18 protein-coding genes and 5 tRNA genes are annotated in these 18,674 nt (G+C 43.6%); 9 read left to right on the top strand and 14 right to left on the bottom strand.

Annotated elements, in window-relative coordinates:
* Nucleotides 1-78 precede the first annotated feature (78 nt).
* The 9 genes from A136_RS21605 to lolB form a co-directional block, all read right to left on the bottom strand.
* A tRNA-Met gene (locus A136_RS21605) sits at nt 79-155 on the bottom strand.
* A gap of 77 nt (nt 156-232) precedes the next feature.
* Nucleotides 233-307 (bottom strand) — tRNA-Gln (locus A136_RS21600).
* A gap of 29 nt (nt 308-336) precedes the next feature.
* A tRNA-Leu gene (locus A136_RS21595) sits at nt 337-421 on the bottom strand.
* 65 nt (nt 422-486) lie between these two features.
* Nucleotides 487-563 (bottom strand) — tRNA-Met (locus A136_RS21590).
* 280 nt (nt 564-843) lie between these two features.
* The gene (ychF, locus tag A136_RS21585) at nt 844-1,935 is read right to left on the bottom strand and encodes a redox-regulated ATPase YchF (RefSeq protein WP_010439159.1); all 1,092 of its coding nucleotides are present in this window, start codon (nt 1,933-1,935) and stop codon (nt 844-846) included.
* 10 nt (nt 1,936-1,945) lie between these two features.
* Entirely contained in the window at nt 1,946-2,536 is a 591-nt protein-coding gene (gene pth / locus A136_RS21580) for an aminoacyl-tRNA hydrolase (RefSeq protein WP_004739815.1), read from the bottom strand.
* A gap of 223 nt (nt 2,537-2,759) precedes the next feature.
* The gene (locus A136_RS21575) at nt 2,760-3,704 is read right to left on the bottom strand and encodes a ribose-phosphate pyrophosphokinase (RefSeq protein WP_004739814.1); all 945 of its coding nucleotides are present in this window, start codon (nt 3,702-3,704) and stop codon (nt 2,760-2,762) included.
* Between the two features lie 27 nt (nt 3,705-3,731).
* Nucleotides 3,732-4,607, bottom strand: a complete 876-nt coding sequence (ispE, locus tag A136_RS21570; RefSeq protein WP_017064166.1) for a 4-(cytidine 5'-diphospho)-2-C-methyl-D-erythritol kinase — start codon at nt 4,605-4,607, stop codon at nt 3,732-3,734.
* The gene (gene lolB, locus A136_RS21565) at nt 4,604-5,251 is read right to left on the bottom strand and encodes a lipoprotein insertase outer membrane protein LolB (protein WP_017064165.1); all 648 of its coding nucleotides are present in this window, start codon (nt 5,249-5,251) and stop codon (nt 4,604-4,606) included. The genes ispE and lolB overlap by 4 nt, the downstream gene beginning before the upstream one ends.
* Before the next feature lie 160 nt (nt 5,252-5,411).
* Here lolB and hemA point away from each other — a divergent pair, with 160 nt between their 5' ends.
* From hemA to ybaK, 8 genes are all read left to right on the top strand, one after another.
* Nucleotides 5,412-6,671, top strand: a complete 1,260-nt coding sequence (gene hemA / locus A136_RS21560; RefSeq protein ID WP_017062312.1) for a glutamyl-tRNA reductase — start codon at nt 5,412-5,414, stop codon at nt 6,669-6,671.
* A 28-nt stretch (nt 6,672-6,699) separates the two neighbouring features.
* Nucleotides 6,700-7,788, top strand: coding sequence for a peptide chain release factor 1 (prfA, locus tag A136_RS21555; RefSeq protein WP_017062313.1), 1,089 nt, complete (start codon nt 6,700-6,702; stop codon nt 7,786-7,788).
* 5 nt (nt 7,789-7,793) lie between these two features.
* Nucleotides 7,794-8,654 carry a peptide chain release factor N(5)-glutamine methyltransferase gene (gene prmC, locus A136_RS21550; protein WP_017062314.1) on the top strand — a complete coding sequence of 287 codons (861 nt, stop codon included), beginning with the start codon at nt 7,794-7,796 and terminating at the stop codon, nt 8,652-8,654.
* Between the two features lie 194 nt (nt 8,655-8,848).
* Nucleotides 8,849-9,232: a SirB2 family protein gene (locus A136_RS21545; protein ID WP_009848726.1), complete on the top strand. Its 384-nt coding sequence runs from the start codon at nt 8,849-8,851 to the stop codon at nt 9,230-9,232.
* A 6-nt stretch (nt 9,233-9,238) separates the two neighbouring features.
* On the top strand, nt 9,239-10,048 hold the full coding sequence (locus tag A136_RS21540) for a SirB1 family protein (protein ID WP_017064164.1): 810 nt from the start codon (nt 9,239-9,241) through the stop codon (nt 10,046-10,048).
* Between the two features lie 22 nt (nt 10,049-10,070).
* Nucleotides 10,071-10,925 carry a 3-deoxy-8-phosphooctulonate synthase gene (gene kdsA, locus A136_RS21535; RefSeq protein ID WP_017069619.1) on the top strand — a complete coding sequence of 285 codons (855 nt, stop codon included), beginning with the start codon at nt 10,071-10,073 and terminating at the stop codon, nt 10,923-10,925.
* A 454-nt stretch (nt 10,926-11,379) separates the two neighbouring features.
* Complete coding sequence (ushA, locus tag A136_RS21530) at nt 11,380-13,041, top strand: bifunctional UDP-sugar hydrolase/5'-nucleotidase UshA (protein WP_017064163.1); 1,662 nt, start codon at nt 11,380-11,382, stop codon at nt 13,039-13,041.
* Between the two features lie 104 nt (nt 13,042-13,145).
* Nucleotides 13,146-13,619, top strand: a complete 474-nt coding sequence (gene ybaK, locus A136_RS21525; protein WP_017064162.1) for a Cys-tRNA(Pro) deacylase — start codon at nt 13,146-13,148, stop codon at nt 13,617-13,619.
* A 106-nt stretch (nt 13,620-13,725) separates the two neighbouring features.
* Here the strand turns inward: ybaK and rluF are convergent, their stop codons facing one another.
* From rluF to A136_RS21510, 3 genes are all read right to left on the bottom strand, one after another.
* The gene (gene rluF / locus A136_RS21520) at nt 13,726-14,859 is read right to left on the bottom strand and encodes a 23S rRNA pseudouridine(2604) synthase RluF (RefSeq protein WP_017064161.1); all 1,134 of its coding nucleotides are present in this window, start codon (nt 14,857-14,859) and stop codon (nt 13,726-13,728) included.
* A gap of 176 nt (nt 14,860-15,035) precedes the next feature.
* On the bottom strand, nt 15,036-15,617 hold the full coding sequence (gene smrA / locus A136_RS21515) for a DNA endonuclease SmrA (protein ID WP_017064160.1): 582 nt from the start codon (nt 15,615-15,617) through the stop codon (nt 15,036-15,038).
* A gap of 159 nt (nt 15,618-15,776) precedes the next feature.
* Complete coding sequence (locus A136_RS21510) at nt 15,777-15,917, bottom strand: DUF3149 domain-containing protein (protein WP_017062321.1); 141 nt, start codon at nt 15,915-15,917, stop codon at nt 15,777-15,779.
* A 255-nt stretch (nt 15,918-16,172) separates the two neighbouring features.
* Here A136_RS21510 and A136_RS21505 point away from each other — a divergent pair.
* A tRNA-Pro gene (locus tag A136_RS21505) sits at nt 16,173-16,249 on the top strand.
* Between the two features lie 383 nt (nt 16,250-16,632).
* Here the strand turns inward: A136_RS21505 and A136_RS21500 are convergent.
* Both A136_RS21500 and A136_RS21490 read right to left on the bottom strand, forming a co-directional pair.
* Nucleotides 16,633-17,301, bottom strand: coding sequence for a LuxR C-terminal-related transcriptional regulator (locus A136_RS21500; protein WP_017064159.1), 669 nt, complete (start codon nt 17,299-17,301; stop codon nt 16,633-16,635).
* Between the two features lie 494 nt (nt 17,302-17,795).
* Nucleotides 17,796-18,668, bottom strand: coding sequence for a hypothetical protein (locus tag A136_RS21490; protein WP_017064157.1), 873 nt, complete (start codon nt 18,666-18,668; stop codon nt 17,796-17,798).
* Between the last annotated feature and the right edge of the window lie 6 nt (nt 18,669-18,674).

Below are 18,674 nucleotides of genomic sequence, written 5' to 3'. Positions count from 1 at the left end.
GACCGCAGCAAATCTTTATAGTCATACTGAATATTGGTGATTCAATATAACGTTGTCTTTTCTTTCTCGAAGAAAGAATGGTGGCTACTGCGGGATTTGAACCTGCGACCCCATCATTATGAGTGATGTGCTCTAACCAACTGAGCTAAGTAGCCATCTGAGAGCGAGACAATATAATATAATCTTGCTTTCAATGCCATTATCTTTTTAAAGATAATTACACTTTAAATTGTGGCTGGGCTACCTGGATTCGAACCAGGGAATGCCGGCATCAAAAGCCGGTGCCTTACCGCTTGGCGATAGCCCAACAATGATATCAATTAAGATATCTCAATATGGTGCGGTCGGAGAGACTTGAACTCTCACACCTCTCGGCGCCAGAACCTAAATCTGGTGCGTCTACCAATTCCGCCACGACCGCGTTATTTCCTAAAAACTCTTTGTTACTAAAGACAAACTTTAATATCAAATAGAGTGCTTAGGAAATGGTGGCTACTGCGGGATTTGAACCTGCGACCCCATCATTATGAGTGATGTGCTCTAACCAACTGAGCTAAGTAGCCATTTCCATATTGTTGCTCATTTCGAAACGTTGCCGCTTCGCTGTGAACGGGGCGCATTATGCGGAGTTGAGTGAAACCCGTCAACTTTTTTTTTGAATAAATCGCGAATAAACATCTGTTCGGTTTCTTTTTAGGCAAAGAGGCGTATTTGTCGACAAAAAACAGGTCTAAAAGGCGATATATATAGGAAGTTAAGTTTCTGGTGAGGGACAATTTAGAAAGGGGAAAAACAAAAAGGCCAGTGAATTCACTGGCCTTTTTTCTAGATGTTTAATCAGAATTATACATTGAAGCGGAAGTGAACAACGTCACCATCTTTAACGATGTATTCTTTACCTTCAAGGCGCCATTTACCTGCGTCTTTCGCACCGCTCTCACCGTTAAATTCGATGAAGTGATCGAATCCAACAACTTCAGCACGGATGAAACCTTTCTCGAAGTCTGTGTGGATCTTACCCGCTGCTTGTGGCGCAGTTGCACCTACAGGGATTGTCCAAGCACGAACTTCTTTAACACCAGCTGTGAAGTAAGTCTGAAGAGTCAGTAGTTCGTAACCAGAGCGGATCACTCGGTTAAGACCTGGTTCTTCGATACCCATATCCGCAAGGAACTCTTCGCGATCTTCGTCATCAAGCTCAGAAAGCTCTGATTCGATTGCTGCACAAACAGCAACAACAACGTTGTTTTCGTTTTCTGCGTATTCACGAACAGCGTCTAGGTATGGGTTATTTTCAAAACCATCTTCTGCAACGTTTGCGATGTACATTGTTGGCTTAAGCGTTAGGAAGTTTAGGTAGCCGATTGCTGCCGCTTCTTCTTTGCCAAGTTCAACAGTACGTGCCATACCACCTTCAGTTAGAACTGGAAGTAGCTTTTCTAGTACAGTGATTTCGAATTTAGCGTCTTTGTCGCCGCCTTTCGCTTTCTTCGCGTTACGTTGAATTGCACGCTCACAGCTGTCTAAGTCAGCCAGTGCAAGTTCTAGGTTGATCACTTCGATATCTTCAATTGGAGATACTTTGCCAGCAACGTGAACAATGTTTTCATTTTCAAAGCAGCGTACAACGTGACCGATAGCGTCAGTTTCACGGATGTTAGCTAGGAATTTGTTACCAAGACCTTCACCTTTAGATGCGCCAGCAACTAGGCCCGCGATATCTACGAATTCCATTGTCGTTGGAAGGATCTTCTGTGGATTAACAATTTTTGCTAATGCATCTAAGCGTAGATCTGGAACCGGAACGATACCTGTGTTTGGTTCGATCGTACAAAATGGAAAGTTTGCTGCTTCGATGCCTGCTTTAGTCAGTGCGTTAAACAGAGTTGACTTACCAACGTTTGGTAGACCAACGATGCCACATTTAAAACCCATGATATAAACCTTATTCTGCTTTGAACGTATGTAAGCGATTTTGTGCTTTTGGTAGGCCATCTTTTAATAAGATGTCTAGGCTGCGAACCGATTCGTCAACGACGGCCTCGATACACTCTTGCTCTTTTTGAGGAGCTTTGCCTAATACATAACCTGCAACTTTATCTTTGTGTCCTGGATGGCCGATGCCTAATCTAAGACGATAGAATTCTTTATTGTTACCCTGCTTGCTGATGATGTCTTTCAGACCATTATGTCCGCCATGACCACCACCTTTTTTAAACTTTCCAATACCAGGAGGCAGATCTAACTCATCGTGAGCGACCATGATCTCTTCTGGTTTAATTTGGTAGAACTTTGCTAAGGCTGCAACTGCTTTGCCTGACAAGTTCATAAAAGTCGTTGGGATCAGCAAACGAAGATCTTCACCGTGAACCATGATACGACCCGTTAGGCCAAAGAACTTTGGTTCGTTCTTTAGTGTCACGTTATGTACACGCGCTAATTCTTCAACTACCCAAGCGCCCGCGTTGTGGCGAGTTTTGGCGTATTCTGGACCTGGATTAGCCAGTCCAACGAGAAGTTTTATTTGTTGGCTCAAGGTATGGATCTCTCTTGGGATTTCAAAAAGCGCCGTATGATATCACAGTTTATGAAAAAGGTGCGAGCTAGCTGATAGCTGCGCGATTATTCCTGTTTGTGATAACTAGCAGTGCAATATTACTCAGACATAAAAAAAGCACTTCATTGACTGAAGTGCTTAATATCTTTCTCTCGCGTGTTTCTAAAACCAAGCTTTTGTAAAAAAAGCTATTGGGCTTTGATTAGTTGAACATCGCTGAGATTGATTCTTCGTTGCTGATACGACGAATCGCTTCAGCAAGCATGCGAGAAAGGCTAAGTGTTGTCACTTTACCCGTCGCAGCCATCTCTGGAGATAGAGAGATAGAATCCGTTACGATAACTTGGTCTAGAACAGAGTTCTTGATGTTGTTCGCAGCAGTACCAGAGAAAACAGCGTGAGTTGCGTAAGCGAATACACGCTTAGCACCGCGCTCTTTAAGCGCTTCAGCTGCTTTACATAGTGTGCCACCCGTATCGATCATGTCATCAACGATCACACAGTCACGACCTTCAACATCACCGATTAGGTTCATTACTTCAGAAACGTTAGCACGTGGACGACGCTTATCAACGATAGCGATGTCAACATCACCTAGCGCTTTAGCCGTTGCACGAGCACGTACAACACCACCAAGGTCTGGAGAAACCACTACTGGGTTTTCTAGGCCACGGTTCGCCATGTCTTCTAGAAGAACTGGAGTGCCGAAGATGTTATCAACAGGTACATCGAAGAAGCCTTGGATTTGCTCTGCGTGTAGGTCGATAGTAAGAACGCGGTCAACGCCAACGTTAGAAAGGAAGTCTGCAACAACTTTTGCAGTAATTGGCACACGAGCAGAACGTACACGACGATCTTGGCGGGCATAACCGAAGTAAGGGATTACAGCAGTAATACGGCCAGCAGAAGCACGGCGCATTGCGTCAATCATTACCACCAATTCCATAAGGTTGTCATTGGTTGGTGCACAAGTTGATTGAATCAGGAATACATCGCTACCACGAACGTTTTCATTGATTTGAACAGCGACTTCGCCATCAGAAAAACGGTCTACAGTAGCATCGCCAAGAGAGATGTATAGACGATCAGCAATACGTTGGGCTAGTTCAGGTGTTGCGTTACCAGCAAATAGCTTCATATCAGGCACGGTGGAAACCTCGGGTTGCGTCCAGTTTTAAATAGATTGTGGGTGGGCTGATTGGTATTCAGCCAGAGTTTCTTTTAAAGGAGAAATGTTTCGTCCTTTCGCTACAAAAGCGGAAACTGTGTCAGGCAGTTGTTCCAACACCAATTCGGCTTCTTTTTTGCTGCTAAATTCAGCAAAAACGCACGAACCAGTGCCAGTCAATCTCGACGGCGCGTATTGTAGCAGCCATGAAAGTTGCTTATCAACCTCTGGGTACAGCATTCGCACAATTTTTTCGCAATCGTTTACGTATTCTTGCTCTAGAAGCGTTGATAGCGCTCGCTTCGGCGTATTTCGAGTTAATTCTGAATGTGTGAATATGTCTACAGTTGCTATGCTCACTTGAGGCTTAACAACAAGATACCATTTTTCATCCGGATTAGCGGGCTGAAGCTGTTCTCCAACCCCTTCCGCAAAGGCTGCATGGCCTCGAACGAACACAGGAACGTCAGCGCCAAGTTTCAATCCGATCTCTGCGAGCTGATCATCAGACAGGTTGAGTTGCCATAGATAGTTAAGTGCGACCAACACGGTTGCGGCATTTGAAGAGCCTCCACCAATACCGCCACCCATAGGCAGTACTTTCTTGAGTTCAATATCGGCACCGAAAGAAGTCGATGTATATTGTTGAAGAGCGGTCGCGGCTTTCCAAATCAGGTTGTCTTCTGTTGCAACGCCTGGTATTTCCGGTGTGATTGTGATTGAGTTCGTTTCTTCATTAACGGCAACCGTTAGTTCATCGCCAAAATCAACAAACTGAAACAAAGTTTGAAGCTCGTGATAGCCGTTGTCACGTCGACCTGTGATGTAAAGAAATAGATTCAGTTTAGCCGGAGAAGGCCAATGCGTTGGCGTTGTTATCATTTTTTCAGTGTCCACTTCGAAACTACAATGTTGATTTTGTTATCGTCTTGCTTGAATGACAATCGAGTAGGGAGGGGGATGCTTTCTACATTAGTGTTGTCTTCATCTGAGAGGTGTTTACTCTGCATCTCAGTATTTCGATAATTAGCGAAGTTCAGTGTCCATAGCTGGCTGCTGACTTGTTTGGTTAGAGACTCAAGCGTGTTAGTTGTATTTAACTGGTAGCTGTCAGCTTGGTCTGGAATGCCAAGGAACCATTGAGACAGGTGATCAATAGGTATCTGCAAACCTGTCAGTTGCTCAACCAATACAGAGGCACTTGCGTGAGTAAATACTTGGTCGTCATAGGTCACCACTTTGGCCCCTGACGGATCTATAGTCAGGTTCAATGCGGTTTGACCGAGGAATGTCGTGAGCCTTAATTGACTGTGATTTGGTGAATGCTTCCAAATGAAGTTTAGGCTTTGGCGCTGCTCTGGAGAAATGTAGGCGAGCTTGCCCGAGGCTTGGTAGTTTTCTATCTGTAGAAGTCGGTTTTGGTGACTTTGCCACTCAACACTGGTCGGTTGTTCAGGTATAGACGAGCAACCCACCATAATTATGGTCATAAAAATAAGAGACGTGATTCTACGAAGTTTGCTCATATTTGCTCACAACTTGTTCAAATTTATCTAAAAAACGCTTCAACTATAGCATTGAATTCACGAACTCAGGAAAACAAATCCCGCTTGCTCTTTAAATAGAGCCATGCATCAAGTAAAATTCGCCCCTTGTTTCCATTCCCTGATCGAGAACTTCTGATACATGTCTTTGCTTGCCGTAGGTATCAATCACAATACAGCGTCGGTTGAATTGCGAGAAAAAGTCGCTTTTGGTCCAGATAAATTATCTGAGGCACTCAAGCAACTTAACGCAAATGCACACGTGAATGGAAGTGTCATACTTTCTACCTGTAATCGAACTGAAGTGTATTGCGACGTTAAAGGCGTGGCTAAAAACAAACTCATCGATTGGTTGTCGGTTTTCCATCAAGTTAGCCCAGAAGAGCTAAAGCCAAGCCTTTATATCCATGAAGAGCAGGCGGCGATTAAACACTTAATGCGCGTTGCTTGTGGTTTGGACTCTTTAGTCTTGGGTGAACCGCAGATCTTAGGTCAGGTGAAGCAAGCGTATACGGACTCGCGAGAGAACAAATCCGTTGATGCTTCAATGGAAAAACTATTCCAGAAATCATTTTCTGTTGCGAAGCGTGTTCGAACTGAAACTGAAATCGGCGGAAGCGCGGTTTCTGTAGCTTACGCAGCCTGTACCTTAGCCAAGCATATTTTTGAATCCATCGCAGATTCAACCGTGTTACTGGTTGGTGCGGGTGAAACCATTGAGCTGGTGGCTAAGCACCTTTCGGCGAATGGCTGTACAAAAATGATTGTGGCGAACCGAACTCGAGAACGTGCTCTAGGGCTAGCAGAAGAATTTGGTGCTGAAGTGATCAGCTTGAATGAGATCCCTGATCATCTTCATCGAGCGGACATCGTAATTAGCTCAACCGCAAGTCCATTGCCTATTATCGGTAAGGGTATGGTTGAGACTGCTCTAAAAACAAGAAAGCATCAGCCGATGTTATTGGTTGATATTGCCGTTCCACGTGATGTGGAATCGCAGGTTGGTGATCTAAATGATGCCTACCTTTATTCGGTTGATGATTTGCAGTCGATTGTTGATGGCAATATCGAACAACGTAAAGTTGAAGCGATTCAAGCTGAAGCGATCGTCAGTGAAGAAAGTGCCGCGTTCATGAGTTGGATGCGCTCTTTACAAGCGGTAGACAGTATTCGAGATTACCGTAAATCGGCTAACGAAATCCGCGAAGAATTATTAAGTAAAAGTTTACAATCGCTTGCCGCTGGCGGTGACCCTGAAAAAGTTTTACTCGAGCTCAGCAATAAGCTCACAAACAAATTGATCCATGCTCCAACGCGCGCACTTCAAAGTGCAGCTGAGCAAGGAGAACCTGCAAAATTAATGGTCATTAGACAGAGTTTGGGCTTAGAAAACCCTCAATAATATTAGACCTCCAACAAGATAAGACATTATGAAAGCCTCGATTCTAGTAAAGCTTGAAACACTTGTTGAACGCTATGAAGAAGTTCAACATCTACTTGGTGATCCAGATGTAATCGGGAATCAAGACAAATTCCGTGCACTTTCGAAAGAATACTCTCAACTTGAAGAAGTGACAGCTTGCTTCCAGTCATACCAGCAAGCGAAAGAAGATCTAGAAGCTGCTGAAGAGATGGCAAACGAAGACGACGCAGAAATGCGTGAAATGGCTCAAGATGAAATCAAAGATGCGAAAGCAGCAATTGAGCGTCTGACTGATGAGCTACAGATTCTTCTTATTCCAAAAGATCCAAACGATGAGCGTAACTGTTTCCTAGAAATCCGCGCAGGTGCGGGTGGTGATGAAGCAGGTATCTTCGCGGGCAACCTGTTCCGTATGTACTCTAAGTTTGCTGAGAAGAAAGGTTGGCGTGTTGAAATCATGAGCAGCAATGCTTCTGAGCAAGGCGGCTACAAAGAGATGATCGCTAAGGTTAGTGGCGACGCTGTTTACGGCACCATGAAGTTTGAGTCAGGCGGTCACCGTGTACAACGTGTACCTGAAACCGAATCTCAAGGCCGTGTTCACACGTCAGCATGTACGGTTGCGGTTATGCCTGAGATCCCAGAAGCGGATCTTCCAGAAATCAAAGCGGGCGACCTTAAAATTGATACTTTCCGTGCATCAGGCGCGGGTGGTCAGCACGTTAACACCACGGATTCAGCAATCCGTATTACTCACTTACCAACGGGTACAGTAGTAGAGTGTCAGGACGAGCGTTCTCAGCATAAAAACAAAGCGAAAGCGATGGCTGTTCTTGCTGCTCGTATTGTTCAAGCAGAAGAAGAGCGCCGCGCGGCAGCGGTTTCTGATACACGTCGTAACCTACTAGGTTCGGGTGACCGTAGTGACCGTATTCGTACGTACAACTACCCACAAGGCCGTGTTTCGGATCACCGTATCAACCTTACAATTTACCGTCTTAACGAAGTACTTGAAGGTGACATGCAAAGCTTGCTTGATCCTGTACTTCAAGAGCACCAAGCCGATCAGCTTGCTGCACTTGCAGAGAACAACTAACCAGTATGCAGTCAGCATATACGGTTGAAAGTGCTTTAAAAGCAGCAATCGTAAAGCTTCAAGAGGGTGATAACACATCACCCTCTATTGATGCCGCGGTACTGCTTTGTCACGCCTTAGATAAACCAAGATCTTACCTACTGACTTGGCCTGAGAAGCATCTCACCTCTGAGCAAGAGTCTGAATTCAATGCCCTTCTAAAACGTCGCTTAACCGGTGAGCCTGTGGCTTACATTATCGGTGAGCGTGAGTTTTGGTCACTGCCGTTAAAAGTTTCCCCTTCTACATTAATCCCACGCCCAGATACCGAGCGTTTGGTTGAAGTAGCGTTGGATAAAACCTTTGGCAAGCAAGGCGCGATTCTCGATTTAGGGACAGGTACAGGTGCTATCGCGTTAGCATTGGCGTCTGAGATGCCGAATCGACAGGTGACGGGTATTGATCTTCGCCCTGAAGCGCAGCAGCTTGCGACAGAGAATGCACAGCGTCTCAACATCACCAATGCGACTTTTTTGCATGGTAGCTGGTTTGAGCCTTTGAGCTCTGAAGGCGTTGTGAAATTCTCTCTGATTGTTTCTAACCCGCCATACATTGAGAAGAATGATCCTCATTTGTCTCAAGGCGATGTGCGTTTTGAGCCGATCACAGCACTGGTTGCTGAAGAGAAAGGGCTTGCAGATATTCGATACATTTCTGAAAACGCACGTGGCTTTTTGGAAAATGAAGGTTGGTTAGCATTTGAACACGGCTATGACCAAGGTTTGGCAGTTCGTGAGATTATGCAGGCGCTCGGTTATCTCGATGTTGTCACAGAGAAAGATTACGGTGGTAATGACCGAGTGACATTGGGTCGTTACTGTTCATAGTTAGTGATTGTTAATCGTCTTGTGAGCAATGGATGATGAACTTGCTAAATTGATACCTTTAACTCGACAATACATTTAACCCTATAATGCATTTAACGCAGAAATACAGAGATTTTATGCAGAACTACAGAGCATTAACGGGTATTGTGAGGCTCGTGTTAACGAAAGCACATATAAAAATATAAAGGAATACCATGTACGAAGGTCTAAAACATTTTCACCTATTAACGATTGCTATAAGTGCGCTACTTCTCTCGATTCGTTTCGCTCTTATGATGGCTAACTCACCTAAGCTTAAGCATCCTTTCTTGCAGCGTTTCCCTCATATCAATGACTCGTTGCTATTGCTATCGGGTATTGGTTTGATTTTCATCACTGGCTTTATTCCATTTACACCAGCAGCACCATGGTTAACCGAAAAACTAACTTGTGTTATGGCTTACATCGCATTAGGTTTCTTTGCGCTTAAGCTAGGTAAAAACAAGCTACTGAGAGTATTCTCTTTCTTTGGTGCGCTTGGCTGGTTAGCGATGGCAGGCAAAATCGCAATGACCAAGACACCAACATTTTTCGGTTAACTATCTATGTACGAATTTTTTGATGAAGACTTTGACCAGCTAGAGTTAGCTGAAGGTGCATTGATCTTAAATAAAGCGATTAACCCAGAAACTCAAGACAGTTGGGCAGAGCAAGAGCTGGCGAGATTGTTAAAAGACGCCGAGTTTGCTTTGGTTAATGAAACCGATGAACAGCAGAAGTTTGAATCTTTTATTCGACTATTCTTTTATGAATGGGGTTTTGCTGGCGATAAAGATGCGTATTTCTCTTCGGAAAATGCGTTCATCGATAAAGTGCTTGAGAGAAAGAAAGGCATTCCAGTGAGTCTGGGGGCGATCTTTCTTTTTCTAGGTCGCAAGCTAGGCTTTCCTGTAGAGGGCGTCTCTTTCCCGACTCAATTCTTACTTAAAGTAAGTTGGTACGGGCAAGCTGCAGCCTATATTAACCCTTATAACGGTGAGTATGTTGGCGAACAAACGCTGCGAGCATGGTTAATTGGCCATGATGGCCCATTAGCTAAGGTGAAACCTGAGCACTTAGAAGTCGCCGACCACCCAACAATTATTGGTAAGTGGTTAGCCCTGCTCAAGAGTGCACTGCTGCGAGAAGAGCGTTATACACTTGCATTGAAGTGTACTGACCTTGCTTTGACGTTTGTACCTGATGACCCATATGAAATCCGTGACCGCGGTTTTATCTATCAGCAGCTAGACTGTCACCAAGTAGCCGCAACCGATTATCAATACTTTATCGACCAATGCCCAGATGACCCGGCATCTGAGTTACTGAAATCTCAAGTGAACGTCATGAACGAAAAGACAGTGGTTGTTCACTAATTAATAATTATTTAGAGAGAATATGATGGAACAGAAAACAGTTCATATTGGCGATATGCCAATTGCTAACGACAAGCCATTTACGCTATTTGCAGGCATGAACGTTCTTGAATCTCGCGATCTTGCTATGCAGATCTGTGAGCACTATGTAAAAGTAACCGAGAAGCTGGGCATCCCTTACGTATTTAAGGCGTCTTTTGATAAAGCGAACCGCAGCTCAGTTCATTCATACCGTGGTCCAGGAATGGAAGAAGGTCTCAAAATCTTCCAAGAGCTGAAAGATACTTTCGGCGTGAAGATCATTACTGATATCCACACAGAAGCTCAAGCTCAGCCTGTTGCGGATGTGGTTGATGTAATCCAACTACCTGCATTCCTAGCTCGTCAAACTGATCTTGTTGAAGCAATGGCTAAGACTGGCGCAGTAATCAACGTGAAGAAGCCTCAGTTCATGAGCCCGAATCAAGTTGGCAACATCGTTGATAAGTTCGCTGAGTGCGGTAATGACAACATCATCCTTTGTGAGCGTGGCGCTTGCATGGGTTACGATAACCTTGTTGTGGATATGCTTGGCTTTGGCGTAATGAAGAAGTCTTCAAACGGTAGCCCAATCATCTTCGACGTGACGCACTCTCTACAAATGCGTGACCCATCAGGTGCTGCATCTGGCGGTCGTCGTGAGCAAACGGTTGAACTTGCTAAAGCGGGTCTTGCTACGGGTATTGCGGGTCTGTTCATTGAAGCTCACCCAAACCCAGACCAAGCTCGTTGTGATGGCCCATCTGCGCTACCTCTAGACAAACTAGAGCCGTTCTTGAAGCAGATGAAAGCACTTGATGACCTTATCAAAGGCTTTGAGCATATTGATATTAAATAATTGAGATGGATGTGAAGTAACGGAAACGTTATTTAACAAAGTTGATCTAAGAAAGCCCAGTTCTCTGAATTGGGCTTTTTTTTATCTCGTAAAATCAGCCGAACATAAACCGTCCATTTAAAGAGTTGTTAACGTGGCGGGTTATTACCTAAGAAACTCTTATATGAGTGTGAGGTCAGTCCTGTTTGCAGTAAATTACTGATATTCATCACACTTTGTAAGTAAACGATTGCTTGTGATGCAGGGGAAGTTTGAGTGTAATCTCATAATTTTGTTACACTTAACTGTTGACCTATGCGTGACCAATTCGACATAAATATGAAATCGTTGTGTTACATCTAGAATGTTAATTTAAGATTAGTCATGTTGAAGTCTTATTGTTCGAACTCCAGGAAAGGGGTCGCAATAGATTATAAAAAGCAGTGGATTCCCTAAAAAGTTCAAAGGTATGACAATGAAGCAACGCCTTATTCTAAAGACAGCACTAAGTGCTGCAATTCTAGCTACTCTAGCTGGGTGTGCGTCTCAATCAGCTCATGATTGGAACCAAGACGAAACTTACAAGCTAACGATTCTTCACACAAACGATAACCATGGTCGTTTCTGGCAGAATAAATATGGCGAATACGGCATGTCTGCACGTAAAACGCTAGTTGACCAACTTCGTTCAGAAGTTGAAGCAGAAGGCGGTAGCGTGTTGCTTCTATCTGGCGGTGACATCAACACGGGTGTTCCAGAGTCAGACCTTCAGGACGCAGAACCTGATTTTAAAGGTATGAACAAAATTGGTTACGATGCCATGGCATTGGGTAACCACGAGTTTGATAACTCTTTAGACGTATTACAAAAGCAGATCGACTGGGCTAACTTCCCAATGCTATCTGCAAACATCTACGATAAAGCGACAGGTGAACGTAAGTTCCAAGCTTACGAGATGTTCGAAAAGCAAGGCATCAAGATTGCGGTTATTGGTTTAACAACTGAAGATACCCAAAAGATTGGTAACCCTGAATTTATCGCAGGCATCGACTTCCGTGATCCTAAAGAAGAAGCGAAGAAGCTAATCGCTGAACTTAAAGAAACAGAAAAACCGGATCTAATCTTTGCTGTGACTCATATGGGTCACTACGAAAATGGCCAACGTGGTGTTAATGCTCCGGGTGATGTCGCACTTGCTCGTTACCTAAACGAAGGCGATCTAGACATGATCGTTGGTGGTCACTCTCAAGAGCCTGTATGTATGGAAGGCCCTAACGTTGCGAAGAAAAACTTCAAGCCGGGTGATGAGTGTAAGCCTGACGTACAGAACGGTACTTACATCGTTCAAGCTCACGAGTGGGGCAAGTACGTAGGTCGTGCTGATTACGAATTCCGTAATGGCGAGCTAGAGATGGTGAGCTACGACCTGATTCCAGTTAACCTTAAGAAGAAAGTTAAGATCGACGGTAAGAAGCAACGTGTTCTTATTCAAGATGAAATCGCACAAGACCCAGAGCTACTTGAATTCCTACGTCCTTTCCAAGAGCAAGGTCAGGCACAGCTAGAAGTTCAAATCGCTGAGACAAATGGCAAGCTTGAAGGCGATCGTAACGTCGTTCGTTTCCAACAGACCAACCTAGGTCGTTTGATTGCGACTTCTCACATGGAGCGTGCAAAAGCAGACTTCGCTGTGATGAACTCTGGTGGCGTTCGTGACTCAATTGAAGCCGGTAATGTTACTTACAAAGATGTACTGAAGGTACAGCCTTTTGCAAACATCCTGACTTACACAGACATGACGGGTAAAGAAGTTCTGGATTACCTAAATGTAGTAGCGACTAAACCAATCGATTCTGGTGCTTACGCTCAGTTTGCTGGAATCTCTATGACAGTAGCGAACGGTGAAGTATCGAATGTATTCATCGGTGGCAAACAGCTTCGTCTAGACGAAACTTACCGTTTCACAGTACCAAGCTTTAACGCTGCTGGTGGTGACGGTTACCCTAAACTGTCTGATCACCCAGGTTACGTAAATACTGGTTTTGTTGATGCTGAAGTACTGAAAGAGTACCTAGAAGCAAACAGCCCGGTTGACGTGAACAAGTACGCGCCTTCAGGCCAAATGGTTTACAAGTAATTGTATCAATAGGTGCTAAATTAGATTGACTCTAGCACCATGATAAATTTAACTAAAGCGACGCCTTGGCGTCGCTTTTTGTTTATCTATCGTTTGGATTTGTTATGACCCCTGCAATCAATCTCGCCAAGAGAAAGAAAATCGCTCATAGTGTGCACCAGTATCATCATGATGCGAATAATACGAACTATGGTTTAGAAGCCGTTGAAGCGCTTGGTCAAGATCCCAAACGTGTATTCAAAACGCTGTTGTTCTGCTTGAATGGTGTGGCGAAAGATTTGGCGGTTGCCGTTATTCCTGTCGACCAGAAGCTAAATCTAAAGCTTGCCGCTAAAGCAGCGAAAGGCAAAAAAGCAGAGATGGCCGATCCTGAGATTGCTCAGAAAACCACGGGTTATGTTGTTGGTGGCATTAGTCCGCTTGGACAGAAGAAAGCACTGCCTACCTTCGTTCATTCCAGTGCGACAGATTTTGAAACGATATGTGTGAGTGCAGGTAAGCGTGGGCTAGAGATTGAATTAGACCCAAAAGACTTAACATTTCTGACTCGCGGCCAGTTTGCTGATTTATGTTTATAGATTGTCGTCGTCATGATGATAAAACTATCGAATGACCAACAAAAACGCCCGCTAGACTAATCTAGCGGGCGTTTTTATATCGAGAGTCTCGTCTTACTGATTCAGACTACTTCTTCAGACCTAAAGTACCACCAACACGCTTTGGTGCAGGTTTGTTCGGTCTGTTTGAATCTTGGCTGCGGTTTGCCGGCTTCCCGCTTCTACGATCGGTATTATCGCGATCTGTGCGATTGCGATCCGAACGATTTCTATCTGAATTAGAACGCTCTGAACGAGAGTTCGATTTCCAGTTCTCGGTATTACCACCGCTTTCACCATTCGATGAATTGCGGCCACGCTTTGAATTAGGTGCATGACGGAATTCATCCGCATTGTTACCGCGGTAGGTGCGTGTACGGTTCTCGTTTTGATTACGGCGCGCTGTTGAAGCTTGGTTCTCTTCACGGCTATCAAAAAGTTTCGCGTCAGTCGCTTTGCGAATGCGTTGACCTTTCGCGTTCATTTTTGACGCATCTTCCGTACTTACTGAGCCTTCACACATCGCTAAAATTTCAGTGATCTCTTCGTCGCTCAGGTAGCGCCATTTGCCGTTAGGAATACCGTCTAGTGAGATATTCATAATACGAACACGACGCAGTTTAAATACTTCATAACCGAGCGCTTCACACATACGGCGAATTTGGCGGTTAAGGCCTTGTGTTAGCGTAATTCGGAATGAGAACTTAGTCTCTTTCTCTACTTTACATGGCAAAGTGACTGTATCGAGAATGTGAACGCCAGCGCCCATTTGCTTCAAGAATTCCGTCGTAATCGGCTTATCTACACGCACCACGTATTCTTTCTCGTGGTTGTTACCTGCACGTAGGATCTTGTTTACGATGTCGCCGTCATTGGTTAGGAAGATAAGGCCATCAGAAGGCTTATCTAGACGACCAATCGGGAAAATGCGCTTGTGGTGGCCAATAAAGTCGACGATGTTGCCAGGAATATCACGCTCAGTCGTACAGGTGATACCTGTTGGTTTATTGAGAGCAATGTAAATCGGCTTCTCTTTTGAGCGAACAGGCTTATTGTCGATCTCAACATCATCACCTGGCAAGACTTTAGTACCCATTTCAGGGATCTTACCGTTAATAGTAACTCGGCCTGCATCAATCAGTTTATCGGCTTCGCGGCGTGAGCAAAAACCAGTTTCACTGATGTATTTATTAAGGCGTTTAGCTTGGGATTCTTGTGACATGATATTCTCTTAGCGTTTCACAACGGAAATGTAGATAAACAAAAAGCAACCTTTGGATAGTTGCTTTGAGTTGAAATTCGTTAACTGAGGTAATTTTAGCACTTGGTGTGAGTCTAGGCACGAAATATCGATCTTGATGCAAAATCGTTACTAGTCCATTTATCTATCTCAACCTATTAACTGGTGTGTTTTTGATGGCGCTCTCTGTTCTCTAGCTTTTTCTCATTACTCTTTCTGAGCATTACGTAGACTGCGCCCGTACCACCATGAAATTGCTGAGCAGAATGAACACATTGAACGTCGTTGATTTGTGTTAGCCAATTTGCCACGTAGCTTTTCATCATTGCAGGTGGATTCGAACGCTCACCCTTACCATGAACAATGATGACGGTACGAACATCCATTCTTAAACACTGACGCAAAAATGAAAGCACTTCGTTACGTGCGTCTTTCAGTGTTTTCCTATGAAGGTCGAGCTTGGCTTGAATAGGGTATTTTCCTAGGCGCAGCTTTTTGTATACGCCTTCTTGTACACCGTCTTTTTTATAAGCAACAACATCGTCTGGCTTGATCATTGGCGAATAGTCTAATGATAAGTAGTCTTTCTCGTCGTCAGACAGCCACATAGCGGCTTCACGCTTAGCAAGGTGAGATTCGGTGACTCGGTGTACTTTCTGGTGTTCAGCGGTGTCATGGTCGATACGTTTAACATCGCCCATCATTTCTTGGAATAGATCTAAGTCATCATCATGAGACATAGTGTGTATCTCAAGTTGGAGAAGGATAGGGTAAGTATACCTAAGTTGAGGTTAGGTTTAAAAATGAAAAAACCGGAGAAGACAATAAGTCTGCTCCGGTGCAAAGCGTTTTGACATTTACTTATATACTTAAAAGTAAATGATTTAGGCAGAGCGATTCTAGTGAGGAGATTTTTCAGTCATAACTTTGTATATGAAGAAGCCTCCATAAAACATCATGAGACCCAGAGCCCCGAAGATTACTATCATTGAAGATAGTCCCACCGCATTACCAAATAGGAGATCTAGCCAAAAGTCCATGTGTATACCTCAAAGTTATATGACATGGCTTAGTGTATTAACAAGCATTATCAATTCACTGATCTGGATCAATCCTGTTTCATAAGTTAAATACTTGTTGGTAACTGTGTGTTTTTCGTCACATCATGCTCGTTGTTGTATGTCTTTTGTTCGAACGATTCAAAATCGCAATAAATATGAGAAAAAGCCCTTGCGGATAAATTCAGAACCCGTATTATACGCTCCATCGACAGGCAATCAGCCAGTTAGATATCTCGGTGAATAGCGCAGCTTGGTAGCGCATCTGGTTTGGGACCAGAGGGTCGGGGGTTCGAATCCCTCTTCACCGACCACATTAGAAAAAGCCGTAGCAGAAATACTACGGCTTTTTTGCATTTTAATCTGGTTTAGAACATGAGAATGGGGCTGGAATGCCAGTCCAATCGAATCCCTCTCACCGACCACATTTAGAAAGCCTGCTCCTTAAGCAGGCTTTCGTCGTTTCAGGACATGAGAAATGAGATTAGAACCTAGGTAGGGTTCGCCTGATGTTCAAAATAAGCTATTGGCCGATTACATAAGAAAAAGGCTTCTCAGCAATGAGAAGCCTTTTTCGTATTTGTAGTTTTTACAAGGGAGCAAGGCTGAAATGCTAGTTTCATCGAATACCGCTTTAGCATGTCTTTCCATATTCGAAATGTTATCGTTTTCTTATCGTGATAGCACCAAATCTTGGCTACTGGACGAACTCATTTGTCGCAACGTTGTTCTTAACCCAGATCAAAGCTTGTAAGCGATTCTTCACCTTGATTTTTTTAAACGTGTTGTGAAGGTGTGCTTTGACCGTATTCTCACTGACATAGAGGGTATCTGCTATCTGAGTGTTAGATGCGCCATCACCGAGTAACTTAATGATCTGCTGCTCGCGTTTGGTCAGCTTGAGGTAATAAGGACTGGTTTTCGCGCACTGCCTCTCTCTGTAGAAGCTAATGTACTGGTAAATGAGCTTTCTACTCATCCACATCTCGCCTTGCAAAATGCAGTTAAAGCCGGCCACGAGCTTTTCAAGCGTGTCCGACGTATAAAAAATGCCGACAAGATACTGCCATTTAAGCATTTCAGAGTGCGGGAAATCGCCTGGTGTATTGAGTAGCACTTCATGGACATCACTTGCTACGTCATCTCTGAGCTCCTGGTATTTCTCAATGTATTGCTTACTCATTGTCGGGAAATCAATAATAATCAGAACTAAGTCATCGTTTTTTAGGGATTTAGCACTGAGCCTTTCCGGTGATATGAGTTTTATGTTCAGGTTAACTTTCTGTTCTATAGACTCTTTTAGTAGTATCGATTGTAAATTGTTCTCCGCAAGTAAAATGGCGTTATGAGCCTCCAGTTTAGCCATGTGGAACTCCTTTTCTTAACTCATTACTTGAACTTTAGGTGTTTTAGTTTAAAGCACGTATTGTTATTTTGCTAATTTTTAAAGCTAATCATTCATCAAATTTATGAAATTAATTTAATAGTATTGTCGAAGGTAAAATAATACTTAAGTAGAAAGAGGGAATTACCGAGATTTATGGTTTTATTTTATTGATTGTACAGTCTTTATGAATTTTCCAGATCCCCTTGTTTGGGTGAAGTTTTATAGTGGCAGGAAACTGATTTATATTAATAATCAACGTTGTAATACCACTATTCGTATTCTGGTTGAAATTAGAGTTGGTGTTCGTACTCAACGTTAATGAAGATGCCACACTGTTATTTATGGTCAGAATAAGACTTTTATTTTTTATCAGGCACTGTACTGAATTTAAATCAGAAGAAAATCCATTAAAATGGAAAGAAATAAATAAAACGGCGACTAGCGCCGTTTTAATGTATGCACTGACACTCATATTAATTTTGGTAAATAATACCGACATTACCGTAAGCACCATTACCTAATACGACAGCACTATCATGTGATGTTTGTTCAACCGTAAATTGGTTCATATTACTGTTTTGTAATTGAACGACCGCATCAGAATGAGAACCTGTTTGTAGAACGAATACTCTATTATCGTCACTGTTCATTAGATCAATGTCGACATCGTTCCAATCACCACCACCTACGCTATTATTAACAATAGTCTGTACGTAGTTGTCATCACCGCTGATATCAATTGCAGCGTTATTGTAGTCAACGTCACCGTTACTGAATTCTGTATATGTTTGGTTTGAATCGCCATATATAGTCGTTTCGGCTCTGTTGCTGTCTGCTCCTCCAAGAGCTACGGTAACGGAAATGTTGTCATCACCCATTTGTGTTACACGAAGATCGTTAAAGTTACCGTATTGCTCAACTTGAACGCGTGCTTGGTTAGATTGTCCGTTTTGGTCAATTAGAGCATTGTTATACGAACCTCTAAGTTGAACATGTGCTCCATTTAGGTTACCGCTTTGTTCAACGACTACATCAGATTTGTAACTCGCGTGCGTATCGACCAATGCTGTGTGACCATCTGTTGTGCCTGACGTGTTTTGATTAATAGTTACATTAGCCATGTCACCATTACCCATTTGCCAAAGCGCTGTGTTGTCACTAGCTGAGGGGATCGTTACTCCGCCAGCTGCAGCGGTAAGGGCTGCGTCAATACCAAGATCGGTTGTGCCTTCAATCACTCCAGTTCCAGGAGCTGAAGCTGGATAGGGAGCGGGTAGCGGATCTGCGTGAGCTACATTCAAACTAATGATGGCACCGACTAACATTCCAATTTGTGTAAGTTTCATAAGTTG

The organism is Vibrio crassostreae 9ZC13, assembly GCF_000272045.2.
GTDB classification, from domain to species: Bacteria; Pseudomonadota; Gammaproteobacteria; order Enterobacterales; family Vibrionaceae; genus Vibrio; species Vibrio crassostreae_C.
The sequence above is the reverse complement of the archived record's forward strand: the minus strand, read 5'-3'. Positions and strand labels throughout refer to the sequence as shown.

What these genes read in the sequence shown, in the direction of transcription:
- ychF (WP_010439159.1), bottom strand. Translation starts at nt 1,935, where the DNA reads ATGGGTTTTAAATGTGGCATCGTTGGTCTACCAAACGTTGGTAAGTCA.
- ispE (WP_017064166.1), bottom strand. Translation starts at nt 4,607, where the DNA reads ATGATAACAACGCCAACGCATTGGCCTTCTCCGGCTAAACTGAATCTA.
- lolB (WP_017064165.1), bottom strand. Translation starts at nt 5,251, where the DNA reads ATGAGCAAACTTCGTAGAATCACGTCTCTTATTTTTATGACCATAATT.
- hemA (WP_017062312.1), top strand. Translation starts at nt 5,412, where the DNA reads ATGTCTTTGCTTGCCGTAGGTATCAATCACAATACAGCGTCGGTTGAA.
- prfA (WP_017062313.1), top strand. Translation starts at nt 6,700, where the DNA reads ATGAAAGCCTCGATTCTAGTAAAGCTTGAAACACTTGTTGAACGCTAT.
- prmC (WP_017062314.1), top strand. Translation starts at nt 7,794, where the DNA reads ATGCAGTCAGCATATACGGTTGAAAGTGCTTTAAAAGCAGCAATCGTA.
- A136_RS21545 (WP_009848726.1), top strand. Translation starts at nt 8,849, where the DNA reads ATGTACGAAGGTCTAAAACATTTTCACCTATTAACGATTGCTATAAGT.
- A136_RS21540 (WP_017064164.1), top strand. Translation starts at nt 9,239, where the DNA reads ATGTACGAATTTTTTGATGAAGACTTTGACCAGCTAGAGTTAGCTGAA.
- kdsA (WP_017069619.1), top strand. Translation starts at nt 10,071, where the DNA reads ATGATGGAACAGAAAACAGTTCATATTGGCGATATGCCAATTGCTAAC.
- ushA (WP_017064163.1), top strand. Translation starts at nt 11,380, where the DNA reads ATGAAGCAACGCCTTATTCTAAAGACAGCACTAAGTGCTGCAATTCTA.
- ybaK (WP_017064162.1), top strand. Translation starts at nt 13,146, where the DNA reads ATGACCCCTGCAATCAATCTCGCCAAGAGAAAGAAAATCGCTCATAGT.
- rluF (WP_017064161.1), bottom strand. Translation starts at nt 14,859, where the DNA reads ATGTCACAAGAATCCCAAGCTAAACGCCTTAATAAATACATCAGTGAA.
- smrA (WP_017064160.1), bottom strand. Translation starts at nt 15,617, where the DNA reads ATGTCTCATGATGATGACTTAGATCTATTCCAAGAAATGATGGGCGAT.
- A136_RS21510 (WP_017062321.1), bottom strand. Translation starts at nt 15,917, where the DNA reads ATGGACTTTTGGCTAGATCTCCTATTTGGTAATGCGGTGGGACTATCT.
- A136_RS21500 (WP_017064159.1), bottom strand. Translation starts at nt 17,301, where the DNA reads ATGGCTAAACTGGAGGCTCATAACGCCATTTTACTTGCGGAGAACAAT.
- A136_RS21490 (WP_017064157.1), bottom strand. Translation starts at nt 18,668, where the DNA reads ATGAAACTTACACAAATTGGAATGTTAGTCGGTGCCATCATTAGTTTG.